The organism is Paenibacillus terreus, assembly GCF_042138595.1.
GTDB classification, from domain to species: Bacteria; Bacillota; Bacilli; order Paenibacillales; family Paenibacillaceae; genus Paenibacillus; species Paenibacillus terreus.
The window spans coordinates 53,228-77,760 of record NZ_JBHIRX010000010.1 but is presented as its reverse complement, the minus strand read 5'-3'; the positions used below and the strand labels follow the sequence as shown (position 1 = coordinate 77,760).

At 47.9% G+C, this 24,533-nt stretch carries 23 protein-coding genes; 13 read left to right on the top strand and 10 right to left on the bottom strand.

What is annotated here, in order from left to right; genetic code table 11:
• Nucleotides 1-45: 45 nt before the first annotated feature.
• Nucleotides 46-639: an NAD(P)H oxidoreductase gene (locus tag ACE5KN_RS18250; protein ID WP_375526030.1), complete on the bottom strand. Its 594-nt coding sequence runs from the start codon at nt 637-639 to the stop codon at nt 46-48.
• A gap of 171 nt (nt 640-810) precedes the next feature.
• Here ACE5KN_RS18250 and ACE5KN_RS18245 point away from each other — a divergent pair, with 171 nt between their 5' ends.
• Nucleotides 811-1,164 (top strand): winged helix-turn-helix transcriptional regulator, encoded by a 354-nt coding sequence (locus ACE5KN_RS18245; RefSeq protein ID WP_375526031.1) that lies wholly within the window; start codon nt 811-813, stop codon nt 1,162-1,164.
• 35 nt (nt 1,165-1,199) lie between these two features.
• On the opposite strand, the gene ACE5KN_RS18240 is transcribed toward ACE5KN_RS18245, so the two are convergent.
• Nucleotides 1,200-2,210, bottom strand: a complete 1,011-nt coding sequence (locus ACE5KN_RS18240) for a phosphotransferase (RefSeq protein ID WP_375526032.1) — start codon at nt 2,208-2,210, stop codon at nt 1,200-1,202.
• A gap of 133 nt (nt 2,211-2,343) precedes the next feature.
• Here ACE5KN_RS18240 and ACE5KN_RS18235 point away from each other — a divergent pair, with 133 nt between their 5' ends.
• From ACE5KN_RS18235 to ACE5KN_RS18225, 3 genes are read left to right on the top strand one after another with little or no spacing between them, the layout of a single operon-like run.
• Nucleotides 2,344-3,018: a response regulator transcription factor gene (locus ACE5KN_RS18235; protein ID WP_375526033.1), complete on the top strand. Its 675-nt coding sequence runs from the start codon at nt 2,344-2,346 to the stop codon at nt 3,016-3,018.
• Nucleotides 3,003-4,112: a HAMP domain-containing sensor histidine kinase gene (locus ACE5KN_RS18230; protein ID WP_375526034.1), complete on the top strand. Its 1,110-nt coding sequence runs from the start codon at nt 3,003-3,005 to the stop codon at nt 4,110-4,112. The genes ACE5KN_RS18235 and ACE5KN_RS18230 overlap by 16 nt, the downstream gene beginning before the upstream one ends.
• Before the next feature lie 47 nt (nt 4,113-4,159).
• Entirely contained in the window at nt 4,160-5,623 is a 1,464-nt protein-coding gene (locus tag ACE5KN_RS18225; RefSeq protein WP_375526035.1) for a serine hydrolase domain-containing protein, read from the top strand.
• On the opposite strand, the gene ACE5KN_RS18220 is transcribed toward ACE5KN_RS18225, so the two are convergent.
• Nucleotides 5,613-6,701, bottom strand: coding sequence for a GntR family transcriptional regulator (locus ACE5KN_RS18220; RefSeq protein ID WP_375526104.1), 1,089 nt, complete (start codon nt 6,699-6,701; stop codon nt 5,613-5,615). The two genes, ACE5KN_RS18225 and ACE5KN_RS18220, sit on opposite strands and share 11 nt — an antisense overlap.
• A gap of 343 nt (nt 6,702-7,044) precedes the next feature.
• Here ACE5KN_RS18220 and ACE5KN_RS18215 point away from each other — a divergent pair, with 343 nt between their 5' ends.
• Genes ACE5KN_RS18215 through araA form a run of 3 tightly spaced genes read left to right on the top strand, consistent with a single transcriptional unit; the run spans nt 7,045 to nt 10,816 of the window.
• The gene (locus ACE5KN_RS18215) at nt 7,045-8,661 is read left to right on the top strand and encodes a xylulokinase (protein ID WP_375526036.1); all 1,617 of its coding nucleotides are present in this window, start codon (nt 7,045-7,047) and stop codon (nt 8,659-8,661) included.
• Nucleotide 8,662: 1 nt separating this feature from the next.
• Entirely contained in the window at nt 8,663-9,358 is a 696-nt protein-coding gene (locus tag ACE5KN_RS18210; protein ID WP_375526037.1) for an L-ribulose-5-phosphate 4-epimerase, read from the top strand.
• A 36-nt stretch (nt 9,359-9,394) separates the two neighbouring features.
• Nucleotides 9,395-10,816: an L-arabinose isomerase gene (gene araA, locus ACE5KN_RS18205; protein WP_375526038.1), complete on the top strand. Its 1,422-nt coding sequence runs from the start codon at nt 9,395-9,397 to the stop codon at nt 10,814-10,816.
• A gap of 70 nt (nt 10,817-10,886) precedes the next feature.
• Here the strand turns inward: araA and ACE5KN_RS18200 are convergent, their stop codons facing one another.
• Together ACE5KN_RS18200 and ACE5KN_RS18195 are read right to left on the bottom strand one after the other, a co-directional pair.
• Complete coding sequence (locus tag ACE5KN_RS18200; protein ID WP_375526039.1) at nt 10,887-12,380, bottom strand: transthyretin-like family protein; 1,494 nt, start codon at nt 12,378-12,380, stop codon at nt 10,887-10,889.
• Nucleotides 12,381-12,572: 192 nt separating this feature from the next.
• Nucleotides 12,573-13,523, bottom strand: a complete 951-nt coding sequence (locus ACE5KN_RS18195; protein ID WP_375526040.1) for a substrate-binding domain-containing protein — start codon at nt 13,521-13,523, stop codon at nt 12,573-12,575.
• Between the two features lie 231 nt (nt 13,524-13,754).
• Between ACE5KN_RS18195 and modA the strand changes: the two genes are divergently transcribed.
• Both modA and modB read left to right on the top strand, forming a co-directional pair.
• Complete coding sequence (modA, locus tag ACE5KN_RS18190) at nt 13,755-14,609, top strand: molybdate ABC transporter substrate-binding protein (protein ID WP_375526041.1); 855 nt, start codon at nt 13,755-13,757, stop codon at nt 14,607-14,609.
• Nucleotides 14,610-14,620: 11 nt separating this feature from the next.
• Nucleotides 14,621-15,277, top strand: a complete 657-nt coding sequence (gene modB, locus ACE5KN_RS18185; RefSeq protein ID WP_375526105.1) for a molybdate ABC transporter permease subunit — start codon at nt 14,621-14,623, stop codon at nt 15,275-15,277.
• A gap of 25 nt (nt 15,278-15,302) precedes the next feature.
• Here the strand turns inward: modB and ACE5KN_RS18180 are convergent, their stop codons facing one another.
• Nucleotides 15,303-16,277, bottom strand: a complete 975-nt coding sequence (locus tag ACE5KN_RS18180; protein ID WP_375526042.1) for an ABC transporter substrate-binding protein — start codon at nt 16,275-16,277, stop codon at nt 15,303-15,305.
• Between the two features lie 213 nt (nt 16,278-16,490).
• Entirely contained in the window at nt 16,491-17,318 is an 828-nt protein-coding gene (locus ACE5KN_RS18175) for a helix-turn-helix transcriptional regulator (RefSeq protein ID WP_375526043.1), read from the bottom strand.
• Nucleotides 17,319-17,570: 252 nt separating this feature from the next.
• Here ACE5KN_RS18175 and ACE5KN_RS18170 point away from each other — a divergent pair, with 252 nt between their 5' ends.
• Both ACE5KN_RS18170 and ACE5KN_RS18165 read left to right on the top strand, forming a co-directional pair.
• Nucleotides 17,571-18,071: a DinB family protein gene (locus tag ACE5KN_RS18170; RefSeq protein WP_375526044.1), complete on the top strand. Its 501-nt coding sequence runs from the start codon at nt 17,571-17,573 to the stop codon at nt 18,069-18,071.
• A 443-nt stretch (nt 18,072-18,514) separates the two neighbouring features.
• Nucleotides 18,515-20,578 (top strand): acyltransferase family protein, encoded by a 2,064-nt coding sequence (locus tag ACE5KN_RS18165; RefSeq protein WP_375526045.1) that lies wholly within the window; start codon nt 18,515-18,517, stop codon nt 20,576-20,578.
• Nucleotides 20,579-20,594: 16 nt separating this feature from the next.
• Here the strand turns inward: ACE5KN_RS18165 and ACE5KN_RS18160 are convergent, their stop codons facing one another.
• Nucleotides 20,595-21,131 (bottom strand): dihydrofolate reductase family protein, encoded by a 537-nt coding sequence (locus ACE5KN_RS18160; RefSeq protein WP_375526046.1) that lies wholly within the window; start codon nt 21,129-21,131, stop codon nt 20,595-20,597.
• A 168-nt stretch (nt 21,132-21,299) separates the two neighbouring features.
• Here ACE5KN_RS18160 and ACE5KN_RS18155 point away from each other — a divergent pair, with 168 nt between their 5' ends.
• A complete protein-coding gene (locus ACE5KN_RS18155; protein ID WP_355319829.1) occupies nt 21,300-21,665 on the top strand; it encodes a winged helix-turn-helix transcriptional regulator in 366 nt (121 codons plus the stop codon).
• Between the two features lie 71 nt (nt 21,666-21,736).
• On the opposite strand, the gene ACE5KN_RS18150 is transcribed toward ACE5KN_RS18155, so the two are convergent.
• Entirely contained in the window at nt 21,737-22,432 is a 696-nt protein-coding gene (locus ACE5KN_RS18150) for an MIP/aquaporin family protein (protein WP_375526047.1), read from the bottom strand.
• A 213-nt stretch (nt 22,433-22,645) separates the two neighbouring features.
• Nucleotides 22,646-22,840, bottom strand: a complete 195-nt coding sequence (locus ACE5KN_RS18145) for a hypothetical protein (RefSeq protein WP_375526048.1) — start codon at nt 22,838-22,840, stop codon at nt 22,646-22,648.
• A gap of 236 nt (nt 22,841-23,076) precedes the next feature.
• Here ACE5KN_RS18145 and ACE5KN_RS18140 point away from each other — a divergent pair, with 236 nt between their 5' ends.
• On the top strand, nt 23,077-24,519 hold the full coding sequence (locus ACE5KN_RS18140) for a serine hydrolase (protein WP_375526049.1): 1,443 nt from the start codon (nt 23,077-23,079) through the stop codon (nt 24,517-24,519).
• The last annotated feature ends 14 nt before the right edge of the window (nt 24,520-24,533 follow it).

The following is a 24,533-nucleotide window of genomic DNA, read 5'->3' as shown; positions in this document are numbered from 1 at the left end:
TGTATGCATCAACAGACGGCTAAAGCTCCAGTTTTGCCAAATGAATTATGAAGTTACGGCCTGTGAATCATTGTCATAATACAGTCCCAGATGATAAGCTCGCATCAGGAGACTTTCGAAAATTTCCGGCCTTGAATCCAGGGTGTCATACAGGATCTCAACCTTGCTGTCAGAGATTCCGCAGTATTCGGCAATGGCGATGTTCAGAAGATGGGAGAGCATTGTATCGTACTGTCTCTTCTCAAAGTCTGCTTGCGGAGCGCCTCCCAGGCCGAGCCATAACACTCGTTTATGATGCAATTTATTGGAGCCGTACGCAAAACCATTGTTCCAAACCCTGTCGATATATCCTTTCAGCATAGCGGGCAAATTGTACCACCAGATGGGGAAAATAAAGGCGAGCGCATCATGGTTTTTCATTCGTTCCATCTCAGCCACCACCTCTGGTGTGTAGATCTTGCGATCAGAGGACCAGTCCGGTTCGTCTGCTTCCCACATAACAGGATTGAAGCCGCTGCGGTGCAGATCCAGCAGCTCTGTTTCATGTCCCGCATCCGTGAGTCCCTGTATAAATCTATCTGCGACAGCAAAAGTTAAGGAATTCACCCTGGGGTGGGATACAACGGTCAAAATTTTCATAAGTGTCACCTTCCAGATCTAAAATGTTTACCTTGAATAAGCTACGATAAAATTATCTAATAATCAGTAAGAAATAGGAAGTACTTACTTTAATGTGATATAATCACCCGAAAGTGATATAGTCACTTAAAAGTAACTTTTCATCCTGATCAGCCAGAGGAGGGTTATCTCATGGAAAAGCAGACGGCAAGGACTTATAACATCCCTGCGGAAGCGACGCTGGAGGTCATAGGTGGGAAGTGGAAATTACTGATTTTATGCCATTTGAACTGCGAACCCTGCCAAATGAGAACGAGTGAATTAAAAAAGGCCATTCCTGAGATTACGCAAAAAATGTTAATTCAGCAGCTTCGGGAGCTGGAGGAAGACGGCATTATCACGAGAACGGTATATAATCAGGTGCCGCCGAAGGTGGTCTATGAATTAAGTGAGTTGGGATTGTCGCTGAAATCCATATTGGACCAATTGGACGAGTGGGGCGAGCGATATATGAATCAACGGGAATGGAATTACCCCTGTTCTTAATGAGGATACATGCCCCCGAGAATGGGGGGCTCATATTACTGTCGATTGGCCCAATCGTCTAATAATTTGTTGGCCTTCATCCGTTCCGACCAGGTATTGGTCATATTTTCGATTAATTCATCGCTTTTCTTGCCATTGGGAAAACGTGCGGCCAACCAGGCTTCACGGGGCAATCGAAACAAAGCGGAAATCAGTTTTCGTTCTGTTCGCTTTAATGGCCTGATTTCCTCATAACCTGCCAGCAGCGATTGAATGAACTCCGGGTTGAAATGAGTTGTATTTGCCAGAGTTTTTGCCAATTCTACATAGATAGAGCCGAACCTCACACGATCCCAATCTATAAGATACAGCCGCTCGTCGTCAGCAATAATCACGTTGGCTGAGGTGATGTCTCCATGTATCCGTCTTGGGTGGCCTCGCTCATTACGCAAGAGAGACGCGACCCCCTTTTCCCTCATTTCAGTCCAGGATCGTTCAGCCAAGCGTCGGCAGTCATTGCGATATTGTCTGTGCCATCTGCGATACCCTGCGTTTTTCTGCACAGCTCCCGACTTGTCACGAAGGAAATAGCGGTGCTGTTTCTTCCATAACCGGATTTGCTTCAGGGTGTATGAATCCGCTTTAGAACCAGGGGGGCCCCCATTCGATGATTGATGAAGAGCAGCCATGGCCCGGCCGAGATTGGCATAGTCACCGGAATGCTCAAGAGTTCGTCCCTGCACCCATTCAGTAACATAGTATGGCTGTCCTTTTCTTAAAGTCCATAGCTTGCCGGTTTTTGCATAGAGCATTTTTGGTATATAAATATACCCTGCATTCAATAAAAGCTGGATATGCCCGGCAGCCTTTTTCATTTGTTGAGCTGCACTCGTTTTAAATAAGCGGTTCCGATAAAATGGTTTTAATGCATAGTGGCCACGCCTTGTTTTGATCTGGATCACTGCTTTTCTTCGATAAAGGGAAGGAAACCATTTGAATTTTAAAGAAACGATACCGAAGCGCCGTGCTATTCTGTTGACTTGCGATTTTTTATGCAATCCGCTCATAATTGTCCCTCGATTCGTAGAAAAATAACTTATTTATCGTACTCAATAAAGGGCCAACGGTATGGGCTTTTGCCATGCAATGTGTGAATTGTATTTAACATGACTTGAAATTGGAAAGCAGAGAGAGGACATTATGAAAAAGATACTGATCATAGATGATGAAGCCGATCTTCGAAAACTGCTGACAGATTACTTTGAATTGAACGGGTATTTCGTTATGGCTGCATCCAACGGTCATGAGGCCCTGCGGCAAATTGAAAATCTGCCGGACCTTGTTCTGCTGGACATTAATATGCCTGGGCTGGATGGCATTGAGTTATGCAGGAAAATCAGGGACTTTGTGTCCTGCCCCATTTTATTTCTTACAGCCCGTGTCGAGGATGCGGATAAAATCATGGGCTTTAAGGCTGGAGGGGACGACTATATTCCCAAACCGTTCAGTATTCATGAGCTGGGTGCAAGGGTAGAGGCACATTTACGCAGGGAAATACGAAGTCAAAATAAAACATCGATAAAATTCAGTGAAGACTTGGTCATTGATTATGCAGCTCGCGCGCTTTACTTCCATGATGTACGAATTCTCCTGGCCAAAAAGGAGTTCGATATTATAGAACTGTTGTCTATGCATCCTGGCATGGTGTTTGACAAGGAGCGTATTTTTGAAAAAGTATGGGGATTCGATAATGAAAGCGACAGCAATGTGATCGCAGAGCATATCAGGAGAATTCGGTACAAATTGAAGGAGCATGGCTGTGACAACAGGATCGAAACGGTCTGGGGAGTAGGTTACAAATGGCGAAAATCGTAGACTGGTTGACCTTGAAGCGGCTGACCTTGCTGCAATCATTCATTTTCCTATGCTGCATGATGCTCATCGCTGTTCTAATCGTCATCACACTGGAGTTTGGATGGGCGGAGAGCATGCGCATGCGGTTTGCCGGCCATTCTTCCGTGCAGAATTGGATATTGCCTGTTCAGGTCGCGATGGTGCTGATAACGGTTGCCGTCGGTATAGTTCTGATGTCATTCCTGTTTTATCGGTGGAAGCTGAAAAAGCCGCTTGATATTCTGATGAAGGCTTCGGAGAAAATTTCAGCGAATGATTTGGGGTTTCATATTTCTTACGATAGTGCGGATGAGATGGGCGAGTTATGCCGTGTATTTGAGAAAATGCGCGGTCAGTTGGAAAAAAACTTTAAAACACTGTGGCGATCGGTTGAGGAACGCAAACAGCTTAATGCTATTTTTGCCCATGATCTGAGAACACCCCTATCCGTTCTGAAAGGATATTCCGAGCTGCTAGCCACCTATTTGCCCCAAAATCATATATCCAGGGAGAAGCTTCTGGACATGATTGAAACCATGAACGTACATATTGTGCGTCTTGAGAGCTATACGGAGGCGATGAATTCCATTCAGAAGCTGGAAGACATGCCGGTGCATAGCCGTACGATGGAAACGGACCATCTCATCTCTTTGCTGAATGACAGCGCACGGCAAATAACCGGACAATGCGGTAAGACGCTCAGCACGTCCATTGCTGCGGATGCGGGTAATATTACAGTCGATCTCCATTTGGTGATGCAGGTATGTGAGAATTTGCTGAACAATGCAGCACGTTATGCTTCCAGCCATGTAAGTGTCCGCTATAGCGCCAGTGAAGGTTTTTTTGCGGTTACGGTCACGGATGACGGCCCCGGTTTTTCGGATCCAGAGCTGCAAAAAGCCGTGCTTCCCTTTTATCGCGGAGAGGTATCGGATGCAAATGAGCATCATGGACTGGGGCTATATATTTGCAAAGTGCTGTGTGAAAAGCATGAGGGGAGTTTACATGTAGAGAATGGCCCGCAGGGTGGAGGAAGTGTTACAGCCAGATTTTTTGCGGAGTTGATAAAAAGTTGAAAATGATATATTAGCATTTCCTTATCAAATGATTGAGGAGTGCTAGTATGAGAATCGTGCATAAAAAGAAAATAGTTTTAAGCTTCGGCTGCTTGCTGCTAATCATGGCCATCCTGATGCAACCGGCTTTCGCTGTTGAAATCCGGAACAAAACTGAAATACAGCATGAAATGGATCAGTACGTCAAAACAACCATGGAAGCCAATCATATTAAGGGTGCGGCTCTTGCCGTAACCAATAACGAAGAGGTTTTCTATACGCAAGGTTATGGTGCGTTTTCGGATGGCCGTGTTATAAACGGCAGTACTCCCTTTCCCATTGCTTCCTTAAGCAAATCCGTTACGGCACTGGCCGTCCTTCAATTGGTTGACAAGGGATTGATTGACCTTGACGCGCCATACACATCCTATTTTCCCGATGTCGTGCCTGAGGACGAGCGTGTCCGGGACATTACGATTCGGAATCTGCTTAACCAGACAAGCGGTCTTAATGACAAAGTGAATCCTGACATGACAAGATCCCCTCAATATCAATCGCTGCAGGGGATCAACCAGGCTTTGAACAGAGTTAAGCTTGCTAATGATCCGGGAACGGCCTACAGCTACCACAATCCAAATTATCAATATTTGGCTCTTCTTGTGGAGAAAGTGAGCGGACAGAGCTTCTCTGACTACCTGGAAAATCATATATTTAAACCTTTGGGGATGAATCATACCCTTAACGTCAGCACCACACAACAAATCAATGAAAATTCCGCCATTCCGCCGGGACATTATCTTATACTTGGCCATCCCGTAACCCGGGCTGAACCTTTATGGTTTGTTGACGGTCCGGCCGGTATCATTTCGACTGCTGAAGATATGGCTAAATGGATGCTGGCTCAATATGATGGCCGTCTTCTGCCCCCGGAGCTGATGGAACAGTACCATACAGCCGGACAGAGCGGTCCGTATGGAATGGGCTGGCTGGCAGGCGAGGATGAACAAGGGGGACGGACGATTTCTCACAGCGGAATTTTCTGGACGTATAAGGCGGAAGAGACGATCTATTTGGATCAGCGGCTGGGCATCACGATGATGTTTGATTCCGGTTTAAACGCGTTTGTCGACTATTCAGCTTTTATCGAAGGGATCGCAAGCATTATTCATGGCGAAGAGCCTGAAGCTTCTGTCTTTAATAACAGAAACATGGAGATCCTTATGATTCTGCTGGTGATTGCGACGATTCTTTGGGGGGGATACTCACATTTGCGTATCCATCGAAGCAAAAAGAGCATTACGACCGGGAAGTTGATTTTTTCGGCGGCCGTAAGAATGCTTCCTGTCCTGATTCTCCTGTTTCTGTCACCATTAGCCACATTTGTTGGGGGCGGGCGGGTTGTGCCATGGTTTGGGCTGTGGACCTCCATGTCATCACTGATGATATGGCTTGTTGTATTGTCGATCGTAAATATAACGAATTTGGGTTGCTATATCAGATTGTATTGCGATGAATCGCGAATCAGTTTGTAATCTTTTTCACCGTTTCGCCCTCGATTAACTCAGGCTGATAATAGGTGCTGTTTGGCAGGTCCTTTTTTCCTTGTAATTTCTTAATGACCCAATCCGCTGCATCTCGTCCCATTTGTTCCTGCGGGTGGGTCAATGTTGTTAGTTTGATATTCGCATTTTTGGCGATGTAAGAATTGTCCTGGCCAATAATGGATAGTTCGTCCGGAATCGATATACCAAGCTGTCTGCATACATGCACAACTTCCAACCCTACCTCGTCGTTGTAGCACACAATGGCGGTCAACGTTTCCCGATTTTCATTTAAGAATTCCTTCAAGTTGGCGGACAGATCCTGCTTCGTCTCTGTATCGAATGAAAGCACTTGCTCCGGGTGGAATCGTAATTTGGCTTCTCCAAGCGCTTTGATATAGCCTTTCATTCGATACTTTCCTTGTAAATCATCCATTTTTGCAATGAGCCCGATTTGGGTATGTCCCATAGAAATCAATTCTTTGGTTGCCAGATAACTGGACTGCACGTCATCAAGACAAAAGAAAGGAACCTCCAGTTCTTCATAATAAGCATTGATCATAATGAAGGGAACATCCTGTTCCTTGAACGACAGGTAATAAGCGATATTGGGATTGTACAGATTGCTCTTCGTAGGCTCGATAATCAAACCGTCCACACCATAGGACAGCATCATTTCCAAAGCTTTTTTTTCTTGTGCAACATCATTATTTGTACTGGCTAACAGCAACGAATAGTTATCTTCATTCAATCTGCTTTCGATCCCGCGGATAATGGAGGGGAATATGTAATCCGAAATATAGGTCGTGATTACACCGATCGTTTTATTATTGGCGCTCCCGGCGGATTTGGAACGATACTGATTGCTGACATAAGTGCCGGAGCCTTTTTCACTTCTTAAAAAACCCTCGTTGGATAGTTCTAGAATGGCCTTGCGGACCGTCTGCCGGCTAACTTTGTACATCTCCTGCAAGGCGGCTTCTGTAGGAATTTGCTCTCCCAGGCTGTATGCTCCAGACAGGATGTTGCTTTTTATCTCATCAATGATGACCTGATACTTTGGCTTCACTTCTTTCACTTCTTTCAAAGTTGTTCGCATTCTAACGGATTCATCCAGAAAATTTGTATGTACATCTTAGCATTATTTTATGTGGATGAAAAGAATTTGCATCAAGTACGTACAAATTGTAAAAATGTTGCAGGGGTTTACATTGGTTATCCGCTTTCATAATTACATAAGTAGCTTTATATAATGATTTAAGAAGAAAACAGCAGAATTATCGTCTTAATAGTTGTATGGATAACTTATAATATACGTTGACAAATGTACGAACAAAAAACTATACTAAGGCTGTCTACAAAGGAAAGCGCCTTCTTTTGAAAAACGCTGTCAGAGAGGGGACAACGTGATCATGAATCAATCGAGCATTAAACAAGCGATTACCAAGGGAGAAACATCACTTGGCATCGAATTCGGATCCACACGTATCAAAGCCGTGTTAATCGATGATCGTTTTGAAACGATCGCATCCGGAAGTTATGAGTGGGAAAACCGCTTGGAAGATGGATTTTGGACGTACAGCCTGGTGGACATTATCACGGGTCTGCAGGAAGCTTACAGTGAAATGAAGCAGGAAGTTGAACGAAACTATGGAATCACGATTCGAACCATTGGTTCTATCGGATTTTCTGCAATGATGCACGGATATATGGCTTTTGACAGTACGGGTGAGCTGCTTGTTCCGTTTCGGACCTGGCGTAATGCAACCACCGGTGCCGCGGCCCGAGAATTAACGGATACATTCCAATTCAATATCCCTGAACGATGGAGCATTGCCCACCTTTATCAGGCCATTTTAAACGAAGAGAAGCATGTGCCTCGCATTGATTTTATAACGACCTTGGCTGGATTCATCCACTGGCTGTTGACTGGCAATAAAGCCATCGGCATCGGCGATGCATCGGGCATGTTCCCAATCGATGAAGCTGCACAGGATTACAATGAACGGATGCTTAAACAGTTTGATGAACTCATTGCGGCCAAGGGTTATCCATGGAAGCTTAAGGATATCCTCCCCAAAGTCTATAGCGCAGGCGAGCAAGCTGGTGAATTAAGTGAAGCTGGAGCCAAACTTCTGGATGTATCGCAAAATTTACAGCCAGGCATTCCGCTTTGTCCTCCGGAAGGTGATGCCGGCACAGGGATGGTTGCTACGAACAGTGTGCGAAAACGGACCGGAAATGTCTCTGTAGGCACCTCGGTTTTTGCCATGATTGTATTGGAGAAAGAGCTTTCCAAAGTATATCCGGAAATTGATCTGGTCACTACGCCAAACGGCAGTCCGGTTGGCATGGTTCATGCGAATAACTGCTCAAGTGATATCAATGCATGGATCGGGTTATTCCGTGAATTCTACGAGGCTATGGGACAAAAGGCGGACACGAATCAAATATTCAGTGTGATGCTGAATAAAGCCTTGGAAGCGGACCCGGATGGCGGCGGTTTGCTCAGCTATGGTTATTTTTCAGGTGAAAATATCACGGGCTTGGATAAAGGGCGGCCGCTGTTTGTCCGCTCACCGGAAAGTAATTTTAATTTAGCCAATTTCATGCGGACTCATCTGTTTACTGCTTTTGGCGCGTTGAACATCGGTATGGATATTTTGACAAAAGAAGAAAATGTCGCGATAGATAACATTTTAGCTCACGGCGGTTTATTTAAAACCCCTGTGGTTGGCCAGAAGATTGTGGCTGCTGCGCTGAATGTTCCGGTTTCCGTGATGGCAACCGCCGGCGAAGGCGGGGCATGGGGAATGGCGATTCTGGCTTCATACATGTCGAACAAGGATCAGCAGGAAAGTCTGGAAGACTTCCTCGACACCAAGGTCTTTAAAGACGTTGAGGCGCAAGAAATGTACCCGGACGGATTTGACGTTAAAGGATTTGAAGTATTTATCGAACGATACAAAAAAGGACTGGCGATTGAGCAGGCCGCTGTGGATCATCTGGTGGAGAATTGGAGGGATTAACGTGCTGGAACAATTGAAAGAAGAGGTATATGAAGCGAATCTGGAACTGCCTAAACACGGACTCGTGAAATATACCTGGGGAAATGTAAGCGCCATGGATCGGGAAAGCGGGTTATTCGTGATCAAGCCCAGCGGGGTCAGCTATGAAACGATGAAACCCGGCGATATGGTCGTGGTTGATTTGGACGGAAATGTTGTGGAAGGAGAAATGAGGCCTTCATCCGATACGGCGACTCATGCCGTACTGTATAAGCATTTCCCGGAAATCGGCGGCATCGTGCACACCCATTCGACCTGGGCGACCATTTGGGCGCAAGCCGGCCTGGATGTCCCCGTGATGGGGACCACGCATGCAGACACCTTCTACGGTCCCGTACCCTGCGCCCGTTTCCTGACTCAGGAGGAGGTCGACCGTGGTTACGAAGCGGAAACAGGCCGTGTCATCATCGAAACCTTTGAGCAGCGCGGGCTGGATGTGATGGCCATTCCCGGTGTCCTGCTTCATGGTCATGCACCGTTTACCTGGGGAAAAGACGCAAAATCAGCGGTAGTGAACAGTGTTGTGCTGGAAGAGGTTTGTAAAATGAATTTGTTTGCACGGGAATTAAACCATTTTGCTCAAGAACTGCCGCAGCCTATTCTGGATAAGCACTATCTTCGGAAGCATGGGAAAGACGCCTATTACGGGCAGAAATAATCCAAACTATCCAATAAAGAAAAGAGGATGATCACGATGTCAGCAGGAACAAAAGAGTTTTGGTTTGTCGTAGGTTCACAGCATCTTTATGGAGAAGAAGCGTTGGCAGAGGTCAAAGCACATGCCCAAACCATGACGGATGCATTAAATAAAAGCGGTGTTTTGCCTTACCCGCTTGTTCTGCAGGATTTGGCTGTGAGTGCAGACAAAATCACCAGCATTATGAAAGAAGTCAACTACCGTGACGAGGTTGCCGGCGTTATCACCTGGATGCATACGTTCTCGCCTGCGAAAATGTGGATTCGTGGAACAAAGCTGCTGCAAAAGCCTTTGCTTCATCTGGCCACACAATACAATGAAAGCATTCCTTGGGCAACGATTGATATGGACTTCATGAACCTGAACCAGGCCGCTCATGGCGACCGCGAATATGGCTTTATCAATGCCCGTTTGCAGAAACAAAATAAAATTGTAGTAGGCTACTGGGAACGCCCTGAAGTGCAAAAGCAGATTGCTGAGTGGATGGACGTAGCCGTTGCGTATAACGAAAGCTTCAACATCAAGGTCGCCCGTTTTGGTGACAACATGCGCAACGTGGGTGTTACCGAAGGGGATAAGGTGGAAGCCCAAATTCAATTCGGATGGACCGTTGACTACTTTGGAATCGGAGACCTTGTTCAATATGTGAATGCGGTTACGGACGAGGAAATCGATGCATTGTTTGCGGAATACGCAGAGCTGTATGAATTTGACTACGGTACTTACAGCAAGGAAGACTGGGAAGCCAGTGTAAAAGTGCAGGCAAGCTATGAAATCGCTATTAAACGTTTCCTCGATGCTGGCGGTTACAATGCTTTCACATCGAACTTCGAAGATTTGCATGGCATGAAGCAGCTTCCCGGCCTTGCCGTCCAGCGTTTGATGGCACAGGGGTATGGCTTTGCCGGTGAAGGAGATTGGAAGACGGCAGCGCTCGACCGCTTGCTTAAAGTGATGAGCCATAACCAGAACACGGGCTTTATGGAGGATTACACCTATGAAATGGCTGCAGGTCAGGAAGCCATCCTGCAATCCCATATGCTTGAAGTAGATCCGACTTTGGCAAGCAACAAACCCAAAATTATCGTGTCTCCATTGGGGATTGGCGATCGTGAAGATCCGGCGCGCCTGGTATTTGACGGTAAAGCGGGAGACGGCGTGGTAGTTTCCATGGCTGATTTCGGCACGCATTATAAGCTCCTGATCAACGAGGTTACTGCGTTTGAGCCGACGGTTCCGGCACCAAAGCTTCCGGTGGCCCGTGTGCTTTGGAAGGTGAAGCCAAACTTCCAGGATGGGGTAAAAGCCTGGATTGAAAATGGCGGCGGTCACCATACCGTAGTTTCGCTGAATTTAACAACTGACCAAATTGTGACCTATGCCAAGCTTGTCAACCTGGATTATGTAATTATTAAGTAATACAAAACTGCGAAAAGGAGCTGCCGCGGCAGCTCCTTTTGCATTATGGTCTTAGGTTCATTTTAATTTATTAACCCTCGTAGATGCTATAAGCAAAATGATATACGACATCCGTAGTGATCGCGCTTGGGCGACTCGTTACCTGTGCAGCCACACCGCAAAGGTCATAGTAGTGAGTGAAGCTTATAGCGCCAGGCAAGAACTGGCTGATGCTTCCGGTAGAAGGAGGAAGGGATAAGGTAAGGGAAAATTGACCGTTGCTGTCTGTCATTACTTTTCCGCTCCGAACTCTGTTGCCGCTGCCTTCCGACCAATAATCATTTACCCAGGTCACTTCGACTTCCGCATTGGCTACGGCATAGCCATCCGAGGTAGAGACAACGCCGTTCACCGTAAAGCTGTTTCCCGTAATCCGATAATGCCGTCCGTATGCATAGCCCGGATAATCGTTCGGGCCGCCTTGGGAGTTATAGCCCGTTATGATTACTTTGTCAGCCCTTAATACCGGCTGCAGATGGAGCGAGTAGTTGGTATCGGAGTAAGTGTTTGTCGTATAAACCCGCAGATAATAAGTACCTGTTCCCAGTGACACATTGCCATTGTCGGAGGGGATCAATACCATGCGATTATTGCTTAAAGCGCCGTACAATTCCGCTTTGTAGCCTCTGCCCACGGACGCCTGATCCAAATCAATATGCATGGTGTCATAATTTCTGCTTTCCGGAACGGTAATGGTATACCAATCCTGATCCACTTCCGAATTGATGGAACGGCTTGCAAGAGTGGAACCTCCTGTCGCTACCGTGAGAGGATAGGCATGAAAGGCATTCTCGTCCGTCTCGTAAGCATCATAGGTTGAACTGGTGGAGACGGTTAAATAGAACGGCTCGTTAATGCTGCCTCCAACTGCACCATGGACTTCGATCAAGTAGGCTTTTTGACCGGAAGTGGCATTTTTCGTACCAACATTTTCGGCCAGGGTTTTCGTTACATTGCCATATTTATTCATGTAGGTGCCGTAAATTGAATAATCAATGGGGTTCGGATTCAACTCGCCTGTGGCCATATCGAATTCATAGAGGTAAAGATCGTAGTCAAGCTGCGCCGATGCCGGGCTATCCAGTTGAACTTGAAGGATGTTTCCCGGCTCTACGTAATAAGGGTATAAGTAAGCGGATGAGCCTTCCCGTTCAATGTAGCCTGTGTACGTATAAGTCGCCGCTGTAGCGCTGATGTTGTCTGCGTATGTATAAGTCGCTTCTGCAGCGCTGATTGAGCGTGCTGCCGCAATCAGTTCGTCTTGTGCTGCCAAATCTGTTGCAGGAGATTCCAAATTTGCGGATGTCTTTACTTGATGCTGCTTCAATTTAGATAAGTCCATCTCGGGAGCAGCTTTGGTGAGGGTGGAAATAACCTCCTCGCTCGGCTGCAGCACCTTCTCCGCGGCAGAAGCATCAGGGATATTCCCGTCCTTCGGCGCGGGTTCGGCGGCAAACGCATTGAAGCCAAAAGCAAAGGTGAAAACCAGAGTCATAACGACAAACATAGAAAGCGTTTTCTTCATTGGTACAAAACTCCTCTCTATTCTGGAAATATATTACTTCGAGATGATTATATCCCTAATATGATAGATTGGGAAGAGGGTCCTAGGAAAATGTCACTATTCTGTCTTTATTCATATAAAGCAAAAAAGGACACGGCCGTGAATATGGCTGTGTCCTCATTTGCTTTTTTGAGCCGACTGACGCGCTGGTCCTCAGGCTTCAAACAGGATTTCCCCTGTACGGGATAAATCAAATCCTGGAATCGCCTGCAGCTCTTTTTTGAAGGTGTCAGATTGCAAAATTTGCAAGAGAGCGGGAATCCATGTCTGGCTCCACGATGTTTTTAGCATCACAAGATCATAGCGCTCCCGGATCAAAGGAATGAAATCAATTTGTCCGACAATAGAGGCTGTTTTTTCTATGCCTACGCCAACGTCGGCTTCACCGGACGCGACTTTCGTCGCCACTCCAAGGTGATTGGTCTGTATATTGTCATAACCGGCAAGCTGCTCAGGCTTGGTGCCATGAAGGCGGAGTTGCTCGTCAAGCAATACTCGGGCCCCCGATCCTTTTTCCCGATTCACGAATCGCAATCCTGGACGGCTTAAGTCGGACCACTGCGTAAGACCGAATGGATTTCCTTGCCGGACATACAGTCCTGCATTTCTGGAAAGCAGGTTGACAACCACATAGGAAGATCCAACAAGCAGCTTTCGGATATAGGGAAGGTTGTATTCCCCGGTATCTCCGTCCAGAAGGTGGGTGCTCACGATATCAGCCTCACCTTTGTACATGGAAATCAGGCTGTCGAGACTGCCGACAAACGAGCGCAAGGGCCGAATGCCGGGTATTGCCTGTTCCATGTGGTTGGCCAAAATATCCAGGCTGATGTCATGCCCGGTGATCACGACGGGACGGTTCGTGCTGAAGGAAGCCGGCGGCTGGGAATGTACGGGTGAATGAACCTCTGCAGATTGGCCCGGTATCGGAACCATTCTTGTCCGTTGCTTGTACGCCTCCAGGTCAGCGGCATCCACCCGCATTTGCTTGCCGACCCGATAAGAGGGCAGCTCCCCTTTTTTGATGAGATCATACACGGTGAGCTTTGATATTTTCAAAAGCTTGGCGATTTCCTCTGTTGTATAAGACATGTCGCTGGACATATCAGGATCCTCCCGGTTAGCTGTAAAAGCTGGTTGGTTTTTTGAGTCTAATTATAACACAATTGCAATGAAGCCAAGCGCTGTGCCTGAACCCCTGCTCGCTCGAATGTTTAAAATTTTATATTATATTAAAATTAGATATAAGTAGATATATTTGATTTACAAATGATCTTTCGAAAAAGTATAATAACTTTGTTTAGTTATAATTGGATATGATTTCGGAGGGGTCTTATGTTTAAAAACGTAAGGATTAGTGTGGTTTTATCGATTGTTTTAGCTTTCATGTTCGTTGTGGCGGGTTGCGGTACGGCAGCGAAAGATAGTGCCGGTTCACAAGCTTCAGGAACGAATGCCCAAACGACGAATGCTCAAACCACGGAAGCGGCTGAAAGCGTTGAATTGACTATATCCGCGGCAGCAAGCATGACAGATGCGCTGAAGGACATTCAGCAGGCTTATGAAACGAAAAATCCGAATATCAAATTGAATTTTAACTTCGGCGCATCCGGCGCGCTGCAGCAGCAGATTGAGCAGGGAGCGCCTGCCGACTTGTTCCTGTCTGCCGCAACCAAGAACATGAAAGCGCTCGTGGATAAACAACTCATTGATGCCAATCAACAGAAAAACCTATTAAGCAACGAATTGGTAGCTGTTGCTGCTGCAGATGGAAGTGCATCGGTTGCAAGCGTCGAGGATTTGTCCAAGTCCGATGTGAAGAACATTGCTATTGGCATTCCTGAAAGTGTACCTGCGGGAGGCTACGCCAAAGAAGCGCTCACCAGCGCGAAGCTCTGGGATGCTCTGCAGTCCAAAATGGTGCAGGGGAAAGACGTAAGACAGGTTCTTCAATATGTAGAGACAGGAAATGCAGATGTTGGGTTTGTTTATAAAACAGACGCATTAACCTCGGATAAAGTAAAAGTTGCTTTCACTGTGGATCCCAAGACCTACACCCCTGTTGAATATCCGATTGGCATTGTAAAGGCGACGAAGCATAACAAAGAGGCTGAAGATTTTTACAGCTATTTGCAGACACAAGAAGCGCTTGACGTCTTTGTGAAGTACGGATTTTCCATCCCGAATTGATTGTGACCATGATGAATTGGGAGGAATTCTGGGTACCGATCAAGCTGTCTCTGCAGGTGTCGGTGCTGTCCAGCCTAATTGTTATTGTACTTGGTGTGGCTGCCGCCTGGTGGATGTCACGACAAACGTTTAAAGGCAAAACAGTGGTTGAGACCGTCTTTATGCTGCCGTTGGTTCTTCCGCCAACAGTGGTTGGTTTTATTCTGCTAGTCATACTCGGTCGAAGAAGCTGGTTTGGACACTGGATTGAATGGCTTTTTAACGCGCCAATTATATTTACCTGGTGGGCTGCCGTGATCGCTGCGGTCGTGGTGGCTTTCCCGCTGGTGTATCAAACGATGAAGGTAGGGTTTTCTTCTGTAGATCAGGCTTTGGAAGAGGCTGCACGCTCCACCGGAGCCAATGAATGGCAGGTGTTCAGGTACATCACGCTTCCTTTGACTTACCGTTCGATTGCTTCCGCTTATATTCTCGGATTTGCCCGCGGGCTTGGCGAGTTTGGGGCGACATTAATGATAGCAGGCAATATACCGGGGAAAACACAGACCATTCCTACGGCCATATTTGTTGCGGTGGATGCCGGCAATATGACGATGGCATGGGCCTGGACGGGCTCCATGATAGTCATTTCCTTTATTATGCTGTTTCTGACGAGACAGAAGGAGTAGTTCAGGATTATGTTGGCAAGGGATACTAATCCAGTGCCTCCAGCACGGCCTCGATGCCATAGGTGTTGCCGAGCGGGCCGTAACCCATGGCAAGAGCACCATTGACGGCGTGCGTCTGGCCGCTTTTAACCGCCTTCAGGCTTTTCCAGACATCGGTCTTCTCCCACTCATCTGTCAAAGAGGCTGCCGACGGATTGTCATAGTTGAAGTAGCCAAGAATCAGATGGTCCGGGTTCAGCGCACTTAATCCTTCCAGTGTCAGCTCGCCGCCTTTCGTCATCACCGGACTGTCCGGTGCCTTCAATCCGAGGCCTTTGTCATAATAGGGGGTTAAGAAGTTAGTTCCACCCAGCCATACAGCGTTGTTCCGCACCTGGAGGAATGCGACGGTTCCCTTGACATCGGCCAGCTTCTCCCTGGCGTCCTGCAGCTTGTCTTGATAGCCGGTGATGAACTGCTCCGCAACATCCTCCTGGCCCAATATTTCTCCGAACTTCGTGACGAGCGTCGGCCAATTGCTCCACACGTCTGTGTCTGCTTCATCAATGACGACGGTTGGAGCGATTTTCTCCAGCTGGTCCGTCAGCTGGGTATTGGTCACATTGCCCGCGATAATGAGGTCCGGCTCATATTCCAGCAGTGCCTCCATGTTGACGGTCGTGTTCTCACCCACGATAGCAAGCTCCTCAAGCTTATCGACGTATGGTTTATAGGTGTCGGTGTTCAGGGACGAATTGTTCTTTGTGAACGGCAGCGCGAGGCCGACTGACTTCAAATCGAACAGCAGGATGGAATCGACGTACCCCCAGTGAACGACAGCGACACGTTCCGGCTTTTCCTTAATGACGATGCTGCCGTTGGCTGCTTCGATCGTGCGCGGGAATGCCGTGGAACCCGCAGCTTCTTGCCCCGACGCGTTTGGCGGCGGGCTGGACGTTTTTCCATTCGCAGATTCCGTATTGCTTGAGCAGGCGCTTAGAAGCAGCAGTAAACAGACCATGCTTGTAAAAAAGACAGACCTTGATGTGGTTAGGTGAACTCTCATAGATGGTTTGCCCTCTCTCTATTTTTGAAAGATGATAATCATTATCAATTATATTATTCATAGTATCATCACACGCGTCCAATGAGAATGAAGAGATTCCCGAACGATGATGGACAATTTCATACAATCAGGCTGTCTAATATGGGCAAGATGACTACTGCCGCAGAATCATGTTTCTGTGCTGTCGAGGTCTACTTGGCTGGGCGCAATCCCTTTATATTTCTTGAACAATCTGCTGAAATAATATGGGTCCGAATACCCGATGTTTTTGGCAACGGCGGCTACGGAAAATTGCTTTGTTAACAGCCACTCGTGTGCCTTGTTCATCCGGTAATGGATCAGATATTCAATGGGGCCTGTTCCGGTATATTTGGCGAATAGATAAGAGAAATATTTGGGCTTTAATTGGTAGCGTTTGGCCAGCTTAGTCAGCGTCAATGTCTCGGTGAAATGAGACTGAATGTACCGGATGGCGTCCTCAATCATGAGATAGCTGTCCTTGTTCTGGTGGTAGCGCTCCGATTGCAGCACTTTGGAGATAAGCTGGTAAAATAACGAGCGTTGATTCAGCGTGTCCATCACATCAGGTGAGGAAGCGGCGTTCAGCAGCAGCTCCACCAGCCTCAGCAGCTCCGGATCCGGTGTTATCTCCATATAGGAAATGTCTCCTGGCCGCCGCCCCTTCTCTTCATCTGTCCCGCCCGGCAGGTAATGAGCCAGGAAATACTGGAAGCCATTTGCACTTGAAATAACCTCCAGCCGCCGTCCGGCTCCTCCGATCAGGATATGGCCGGGCTTCATCACGTATTGCCCCACTTCGTCAAAGACGAAGGTGGCTTCCCCCTCTAGCGGGACGATCACACCGCATTTAGCAGTGGGCTTATGAACATGCCCGCTATAGATGCGGTTACCCTCCAGCTGCGTGCGGTACGCGCCAAACAGTTGAATGGGTGTAGTGGCAAAATATTGCGCAAGTTCCTCATAGGTCCGCGACATCCGGAGAGCCTCCTAATCCATCTTTTCCAAATGAGATTCATTATCAACAGTAGTTACGAAGCCATTATAGAAAAAAATGCCCCTCCACTGCAATGAAACAGCCTTGCTGCCGGCTGCTTATCCGGTAAAAGACGTGTCACAATAAAAAATTATAACTATGACAGTACCTGTCACTATTAGGGGTTAAGATGGGTCTTAGCAAGGCAACACTATGATTTGCACTGAACATTAAAAAAACAAGGGGATGATTGAATGTATACGACCGTTGAGAATTTTATATCGGAATGGAAACACGAGGCCGAATTAACCCGGAAAGTTTTAGACAGTTTAACAAATGAGGCGCTGCAGCAGCAAGTATATCCCGAAGGCCGGACGTTGGGAAGAATTGCATGGCATTTTGTAACGAATATCCCGGATTATTTGACAGAGTTCGGACTTTCGGTAGATAAAGTTCCAAACCCGAGTGAGGTGCCCTCTGCGAAGGAAATTGCGGACACCTTTCAAACGGTAAGCTCTAATGTTGTGAATGCTCTTAAAGAGCAATGGACGGATGAGTCTTTAGCGCAAACACAAAATGCATTCGGAAGAATAGAGTCAAATGCCACGATCTTGATGGGATTGATCAAACACATTGTTCACCATCGTGGACAGGTTACCGTTCTGATGCGCCAAGCGGGGCTGCCTGTGCCTGCAGTATATGGCCCTGCGAAGGAAGGCTGGATACACCTGGGAGTGCAAACGCCGCCACTTTGAATTTATTGTTAACCTTAGTTGTGACACGAAAAAGGGGCTTGCCGCGGCAAGCTCCTTTTTGAATTCCAGCCATAATAGTGAATAAGAAGCATCATAAGCCAGTCATTCTATTAACGTGTACGGATGATCATAGGCAAAAGGAGCAGGAACCGGAAAACGGTTCCTTTTTTATATGAAATATAGCAGTTATTTTTTGCTAATTTGTTGCTTTGCTGTAAACCATTTTTAACTGGTTTGAGATCAATGGTATAGTGTATTTAGATATAATGAGAAATGGTTGGTTCGGGCGCGAGGGGCTTGAACAGGATTACCCGAAGAGAGGATAAGTATAATGAGTGGCATCATAGACAGAACTCCATGGATGGAGAACAGAGAGAAGTCAACGCAGACGAGTATTTTCACCGGATTATCGGGAGCAGTTATACATAAAGGGCGGTTAATTTATGAGTAAGCCGCTCAAGCCTCATCGTTATATGCCGGGGTTGGATGGATTACGGGCATTTGCGGTGCTGGCTGTTGTAATCTATCATCTGAACACGGACTGGGCGCCTGGCGGGCTGCTCGGTGTAGGGATATTTTTTGTATTGTCCGGTTATCTGATCACGGATATTCTGGCTGGTCAGTGGGAACGCAATCGGCGGTTTGAAATGGCTGACTTCTGGGTGCGGCGTGCCCGCCGGCTGCTTCCGGCCATGTTCGTCATGGTGGCGGTTGTATCGCTGTGGTGCCTGATCGGGGACCATTCCAGATTGTCGGCGCTTGGCGGAGACATACCGGCAGCGCTGTTATATGTTAGCAACTGGTGGTTTATTTTTCATAAAGTATCGTACTTTGAGAGCTTTGGACCGGCATCACCGCTCGGACATCTATGGTCGCTGGCCGTCGAGGAACAGTTCTACCTGATCTGGCCGTTCCTGCTGCTGCTCGGCCTGAAGTTCCTGTCGAAGCGGGGGCAGCTGTCGGTCTGGATTCTCAGCCTTTCACTGATCTCGGCGCTGCTTATGGCCTTACTGTACATACCGGGCGAGGATCCAAGCCGTGTCTATTACGGTACCGATACACGTATTTTTGCACTGCTGGTCGGAGCGGCGCTGGCGGTTGTCTGGCCAAGTACGAAGCTTAAGACTCAAGTATCCCGACCGGCACTGACTTTCCTGGATACGGCAGGAGCGCTGTCCCTGCTGCTGCTCATCTGGCTGGTATGGCATACGAATGAATACCAGACCTTCCTGTATCGCGGCGGCATGCTGATCATCGCCATCATTACCGCGCTGCTGATCGCGGTGCTCGCCCATCCGGCGAGCCGTCTGGCCGCTGTCATCGGCTGCAAGCCGCTGCGCTGGCTGGGCAAGAGATCGTATGGACTATATTTATGGCATTATCCGGTCATTACACTTAGTACACCGCAGGTAAATACGGACGATCCGTCCATCCTGAAGGCTGTCATCCAGGTTGCCGTCAGTCTGGCGCTGGCTGAGCTGTCCTGGCGGTTTGTGGAGCAGCCGATCCGGCAGAAGGGCTTCCGCCATGTGCTGCAGCATACATTGAAGAAACGCGCCACCCGTATCTGGTTGTACGGTGGCGTAGCGGCGCTGGTCTTCATCCTGTTCTCGGCGACTCTCGGTCATGCACTGACCGTAAGGGGACAGGATAGGGGAGTACAGACGGATTCTTCCGCATTATCCGTCATTTCTACACCTCCGACCAATGTGTCGCACGTAACGACTGCACAGAATAAAGATCATGACACTGAAACGGCAGGCAAGCAGGACACCTCTGACGGCGAGCAGGATCATACGGACAAGAAGGACACAGGCGGCGACAATGTGAAGGAGCAGGGGCATGCGGGCAAGACGGCTTCCGGTCATTCAACGCAAGAGAAGACAGAGGCACTAGACTCAGACTCGACCGATTCCCAAGCAGCTTCTTCATCCGGCGGAGCAGGCAAGCAGGACTCGGCAAGCGCAGCACATCCAGGCAGCACAGCTGCAGATTCCGGCTCAGCGGACAACCGGAAGAAGCTCAGCAAGATCATTTCCGGCAAAGGCTTTACCGCCATTGGAGACTCGGTAATGCTGGACATCGAGCCATACCTTCGCCAGACGATGCCAGGCATTCTCATTGATGGCAAGGTAGGCAGGCAGATGAACGAAGCCTCCGCAGTTATTCAGCAGTTGAGCAGCAATGGACAGCTCGGTTCCAAGGTGATTATTGAGCTGGGTACAAACGGCTCCTTCACAAAGGAGCAGCTGGATGACCTGCTGTCCCAACTGAGCAGTGCCAAGAAAATTATACTTGTGAACACCCGCGTGCCCCGCCCATGGGAAAGCATTGTCAATGATGCGCTGAACGCCGCTTCCGCTGAAGACCCTCGCGTAACGGTAGTTGACTGGTACAGCGCAAGCAAAGGACAGGATGCTTTCTTCGCCGGTGACGGTGTGCATTTGAATCCATCCGGAGCAAAGGTATATGCGACCCTGGTTGCGAACACGATAGCCGGTAAGTAATGGATATTATAGTGCTCTATCTGTCAATCGCATAACGCAGCTGAACGACTTCACCGCCCAGAGGTTTGCAGTCCAACAATTGAACTTGCTTGTAGCCGTAGTTGTTTTGGTCGATTAAAAGATTCAACCCTTTGCCCTCGAGCACAGGTGCCACATTAAAAATCACTTCGTCTACAAGTCCCTGGTTTAGAAAGGAATTATGGATATCCGCTCCGCCACTGATGAGAGCGGTCTGATGCCCTTTATGCAGCAAGTAATTTAAAGCTTCCTGAGGAGACCTTACGACCGTTACGCCTGGAATGTCATGGATGCTGTTGGAGATGACGACGATATCCATCCCGGCGAAAGGTCCGTCCGCGTTGGCCAGTTCCTCCTGGGAGACTCTGCCGGGGGCTTGCATCTGCTCAAACGTTCTGCGTCCGACAATGAAATTTCCCGCAGCTTTGGCATGTGCCGCGAAGTCGTCCAGCGCTTCTTGTTTAGGCGGGTTCTCAGGGGTGGACTGCGCATAATTGCCGTTAGCGGTTAAAGTTGCCCATAAAACAGTTTTCATAGTCATATTCCTCCTTGTGTCTGTTCAATATTTTTCGGATGGATGCGGCCACCCGGTCCGGGCCAGCCCCTCATCTCTCGTTTACATCGTAATTGAGCCGTGGTACATTTGAAAAGTAGTTACAATAAAGTGCAATAGTTTCAAAAAATGAACTACGGAGTGATTACTATGATGGACCGATCCTGTCCTGGCACCGTTGAACCGATCCTGGAGATCCTGGATGGCAAATGGACGCTTCTGCTTTTGTTCGAATTGTTTAACGGGACCCGGCGTTTTGGGGAGCTGCGCCGCAAGCTGCAGCCCATTAGTCCGAAGACTTTGACAGACCGATTGCGGATGCTGGAGGAGAAGGGGATTGTCACGCGTACTCTGTATCCTGGCGTACCGCTGCATGTTGAATATGAGCTTACCGAGTCCGGGCAGGGCTTGCAGCCGATATTTGAGGCCATGTGGACGTGGACTCAGGAGCACGGTGCATACCTGAAGGAAGATAGGAACGAGACGGGTGAAGAAGTGGAAAAGGTTAGCCAGTGAATCCGATTTATATATAGCAAGGGGGCAGTCCCTAAGCCATTTTCAATGACTTATGGGACTGCCCCTCTTTTTTACGCCCGGCTCCCCTTACGGCTGATGTTCAGCCATTGGTATACACCGGTGGCCAGCACGGAGCCGACAAGCGGTGCGATAAGAAACACCCATACTTGGGATAAAGCTGTCCCGCCAACCAGCAGCGCCGGTGCCAGACTTCTTGCGGGATTGACGGACGTTCCCGTTAAGCCAATGCCCAAAATATGTACAAAAGCAAGCGTCAGCCCGATCACCAGGCCGGTTATGTTTCCATTGCTCTCATTGGATGTCACACCAAGGATTGTATAAATAAAAACGAAGGTTAATACAATTTCGACGATGACGGCCATCAGCGCTGAAATCCCGATCCCGTAGCCAGGGCCGAAGCCATTTTGGCCGAGCCCCGTTGTGGGCATGCCCGCTGAGACAAAGATGGCGTACAGAATGGCAGAGCCTGCAATAGCACCGACGATTTGCGCAACAACGTAGCCGATGAAGTCGGCACCGGTGAGCTTACGGTTAATAAGCATGGCGAGCGAAACCGCCGGATTAATATGGCAACCCGAAATTGGACCAATCACGTAGGCCATGGCTACAATGGACAGCCCGAATGCCAAGGCGATTCCCAAATTTCCGAGATCCCCTCCCGCCGTAGCGGCACTGCCGCAGCCGAACAGAACAAGCACGAATGTTCCAATGAACTCGGCTGCATACTTTTTGAACGAAGAATTCATAACTACCTCCTAAAAAATATCAATCAATCCCATTATAAACGAAGGGAATCGACAAAAACTGAACAAAAAGTTGGAATTTGCGTCCAAAGAGGGGGAATCATACGGAGAGCTTTTATTGCGCAACAATGTATGCCTTGGAGATGATATTAGGATAAAAGCAAGGGGACGTTTCCGCCCCTCTTCGTGCCTCTGGATAAAACGAAGCCTCATGTACTACGTCGGCTTACCATTGAGCGTCGGCGGGTCCTCTTGTTTCATTTCCGGACCGAACTCGTCGTCTACAGCGCCGGGATTGCCGTCCTGGTTCCATGCGTCGAGCATCATGAAGGCGCCTCTCCGTCCTTCATCAGTCGAATCTTTGGCTTGTGCTTGTTCGAGCTGCTTTTTTCTTTTCTCGCTCTCGTTCATCGATTTCCCTCCTTTGGATTCGTGCGTCTTTATCAGTTTCCCCAAAAGATGACTGTTTAATTGAGTTGAAGGGGCGCCTCGCAGAGGACGATCTTTTTCCCGTCACAAAACTCGAAATGTTATTATAAAAATAAAAATTGATAAGTTTATATTTACAATTAAAAATATTCTTTTAAAATGATATACAAGCTTCAAGGAACGTCATATCCATGTGTTTGTGGAAGAGGAGGCATACAATGAACAATCCCATATTAGACGGTCTGAATGAGACCATACTCAAGGCGATGGCTGACATGAATGTTCCCGGCGCACAGGTTGCCATCATCAAGGATGGAAAAGTCATTTTTTCCGAGGCATTCGGGTATGCCAATCTGGATGAAAAAATCCCGATGACAAGAGAACACATTCTGCCCATAGGTTCTTCCAGCAAGTCGTTCACGGCCGCTGCCGCAATGATACTGGCCAGTGAAGGGAAATTAAATTTGGATGCACCGGTACGGACTTATATGCCGGAATTCGAACTTTCCGACCCGATAGCCTCCGTGCAAGCCACAACGCGGGATTTGCTTTGTCACAGAACCGGCATCCCGAGACATGATTTAATGTGGCTCAATTGGGATGATCTGCAGCGCCGCGACCTGGCAGTAAACCGTATCCGTCATTTGAAAAACAGCATCCCGTTCAGAAGCGGCTTTCAGTATCAAAATCATATGTATGCCGTCGTCGGATACTTGATTGAAAAAATCAGCGGCAAGACATGGGAACAATTCGTGGAAGAGCGAATTTTCGCGCCTCTGGGAATGAAAGAAACCAGCTTCCGCATCCCATATCCAGATGAGAGCGGAAAATACGCCAGACTGTATACGCCGAACGAAAAAGGTGTCAACGAAGAAAATGTGCCGTTGGTGATCGATGCCATGGGACCGGCTGGTTCTATCAATACAACCATTGATGAACTGGCAAAATGGGTTGCCTTCAATCTGAATGGCGGGAAAGACGCAGAAAATCCGTTGATCGATGAAGCCCTTTTTAAAGAGCTTCATAAACCCCTGATTCCGTATCAGATCCTGCCGTTTGAATTTCCCGAGCTTGTCTCGATAGGTTATGCACTCGGGTGGACGGTCGATTCTTTCCGGGGGCATAAAGTAGTGGATCACGGCGGCAACGTGAGCGGGGGCTCATCCTTAATTTCCTTCATGTCGGATGACCATATTGGCTGCGCCATTCTTACCAATGCAAATGGCAATTTGTTTGTTAACGCAGTGGCTATGGAAGTGTATGACAGATATTTAGGCTATGCGGGCCAGAAAAATTGGTTTTCTGCATATCAGGAGGGTATGAATTCTTTGTTAGCCGCTATGAAAGGACAGCTTCATGCGATCTACGATACGAAAATAGAAGGCAAGCCTTACAGCCATACCTTGGAGGAATATGCAGGGGAATATACGAATGCCGGATATGGGGATATCCGAATTACAGTAAAAGGCGATGCGCTGCATATGCAGTACCATAATAATTCACTGGAGCTGAAGCATCTGCATTACGACATTTTTACCTTTGAACTGTTCGTCGGTCCGAATCCCGTTTCTTTTGCTACGGGGATCGACGGCAGCATTGCCTCGTTAAGCATACCATTTGAACCGTCGGTTGAACCCATACTTTTTACAAGAAAAAAATAACCTAAAATCACAAT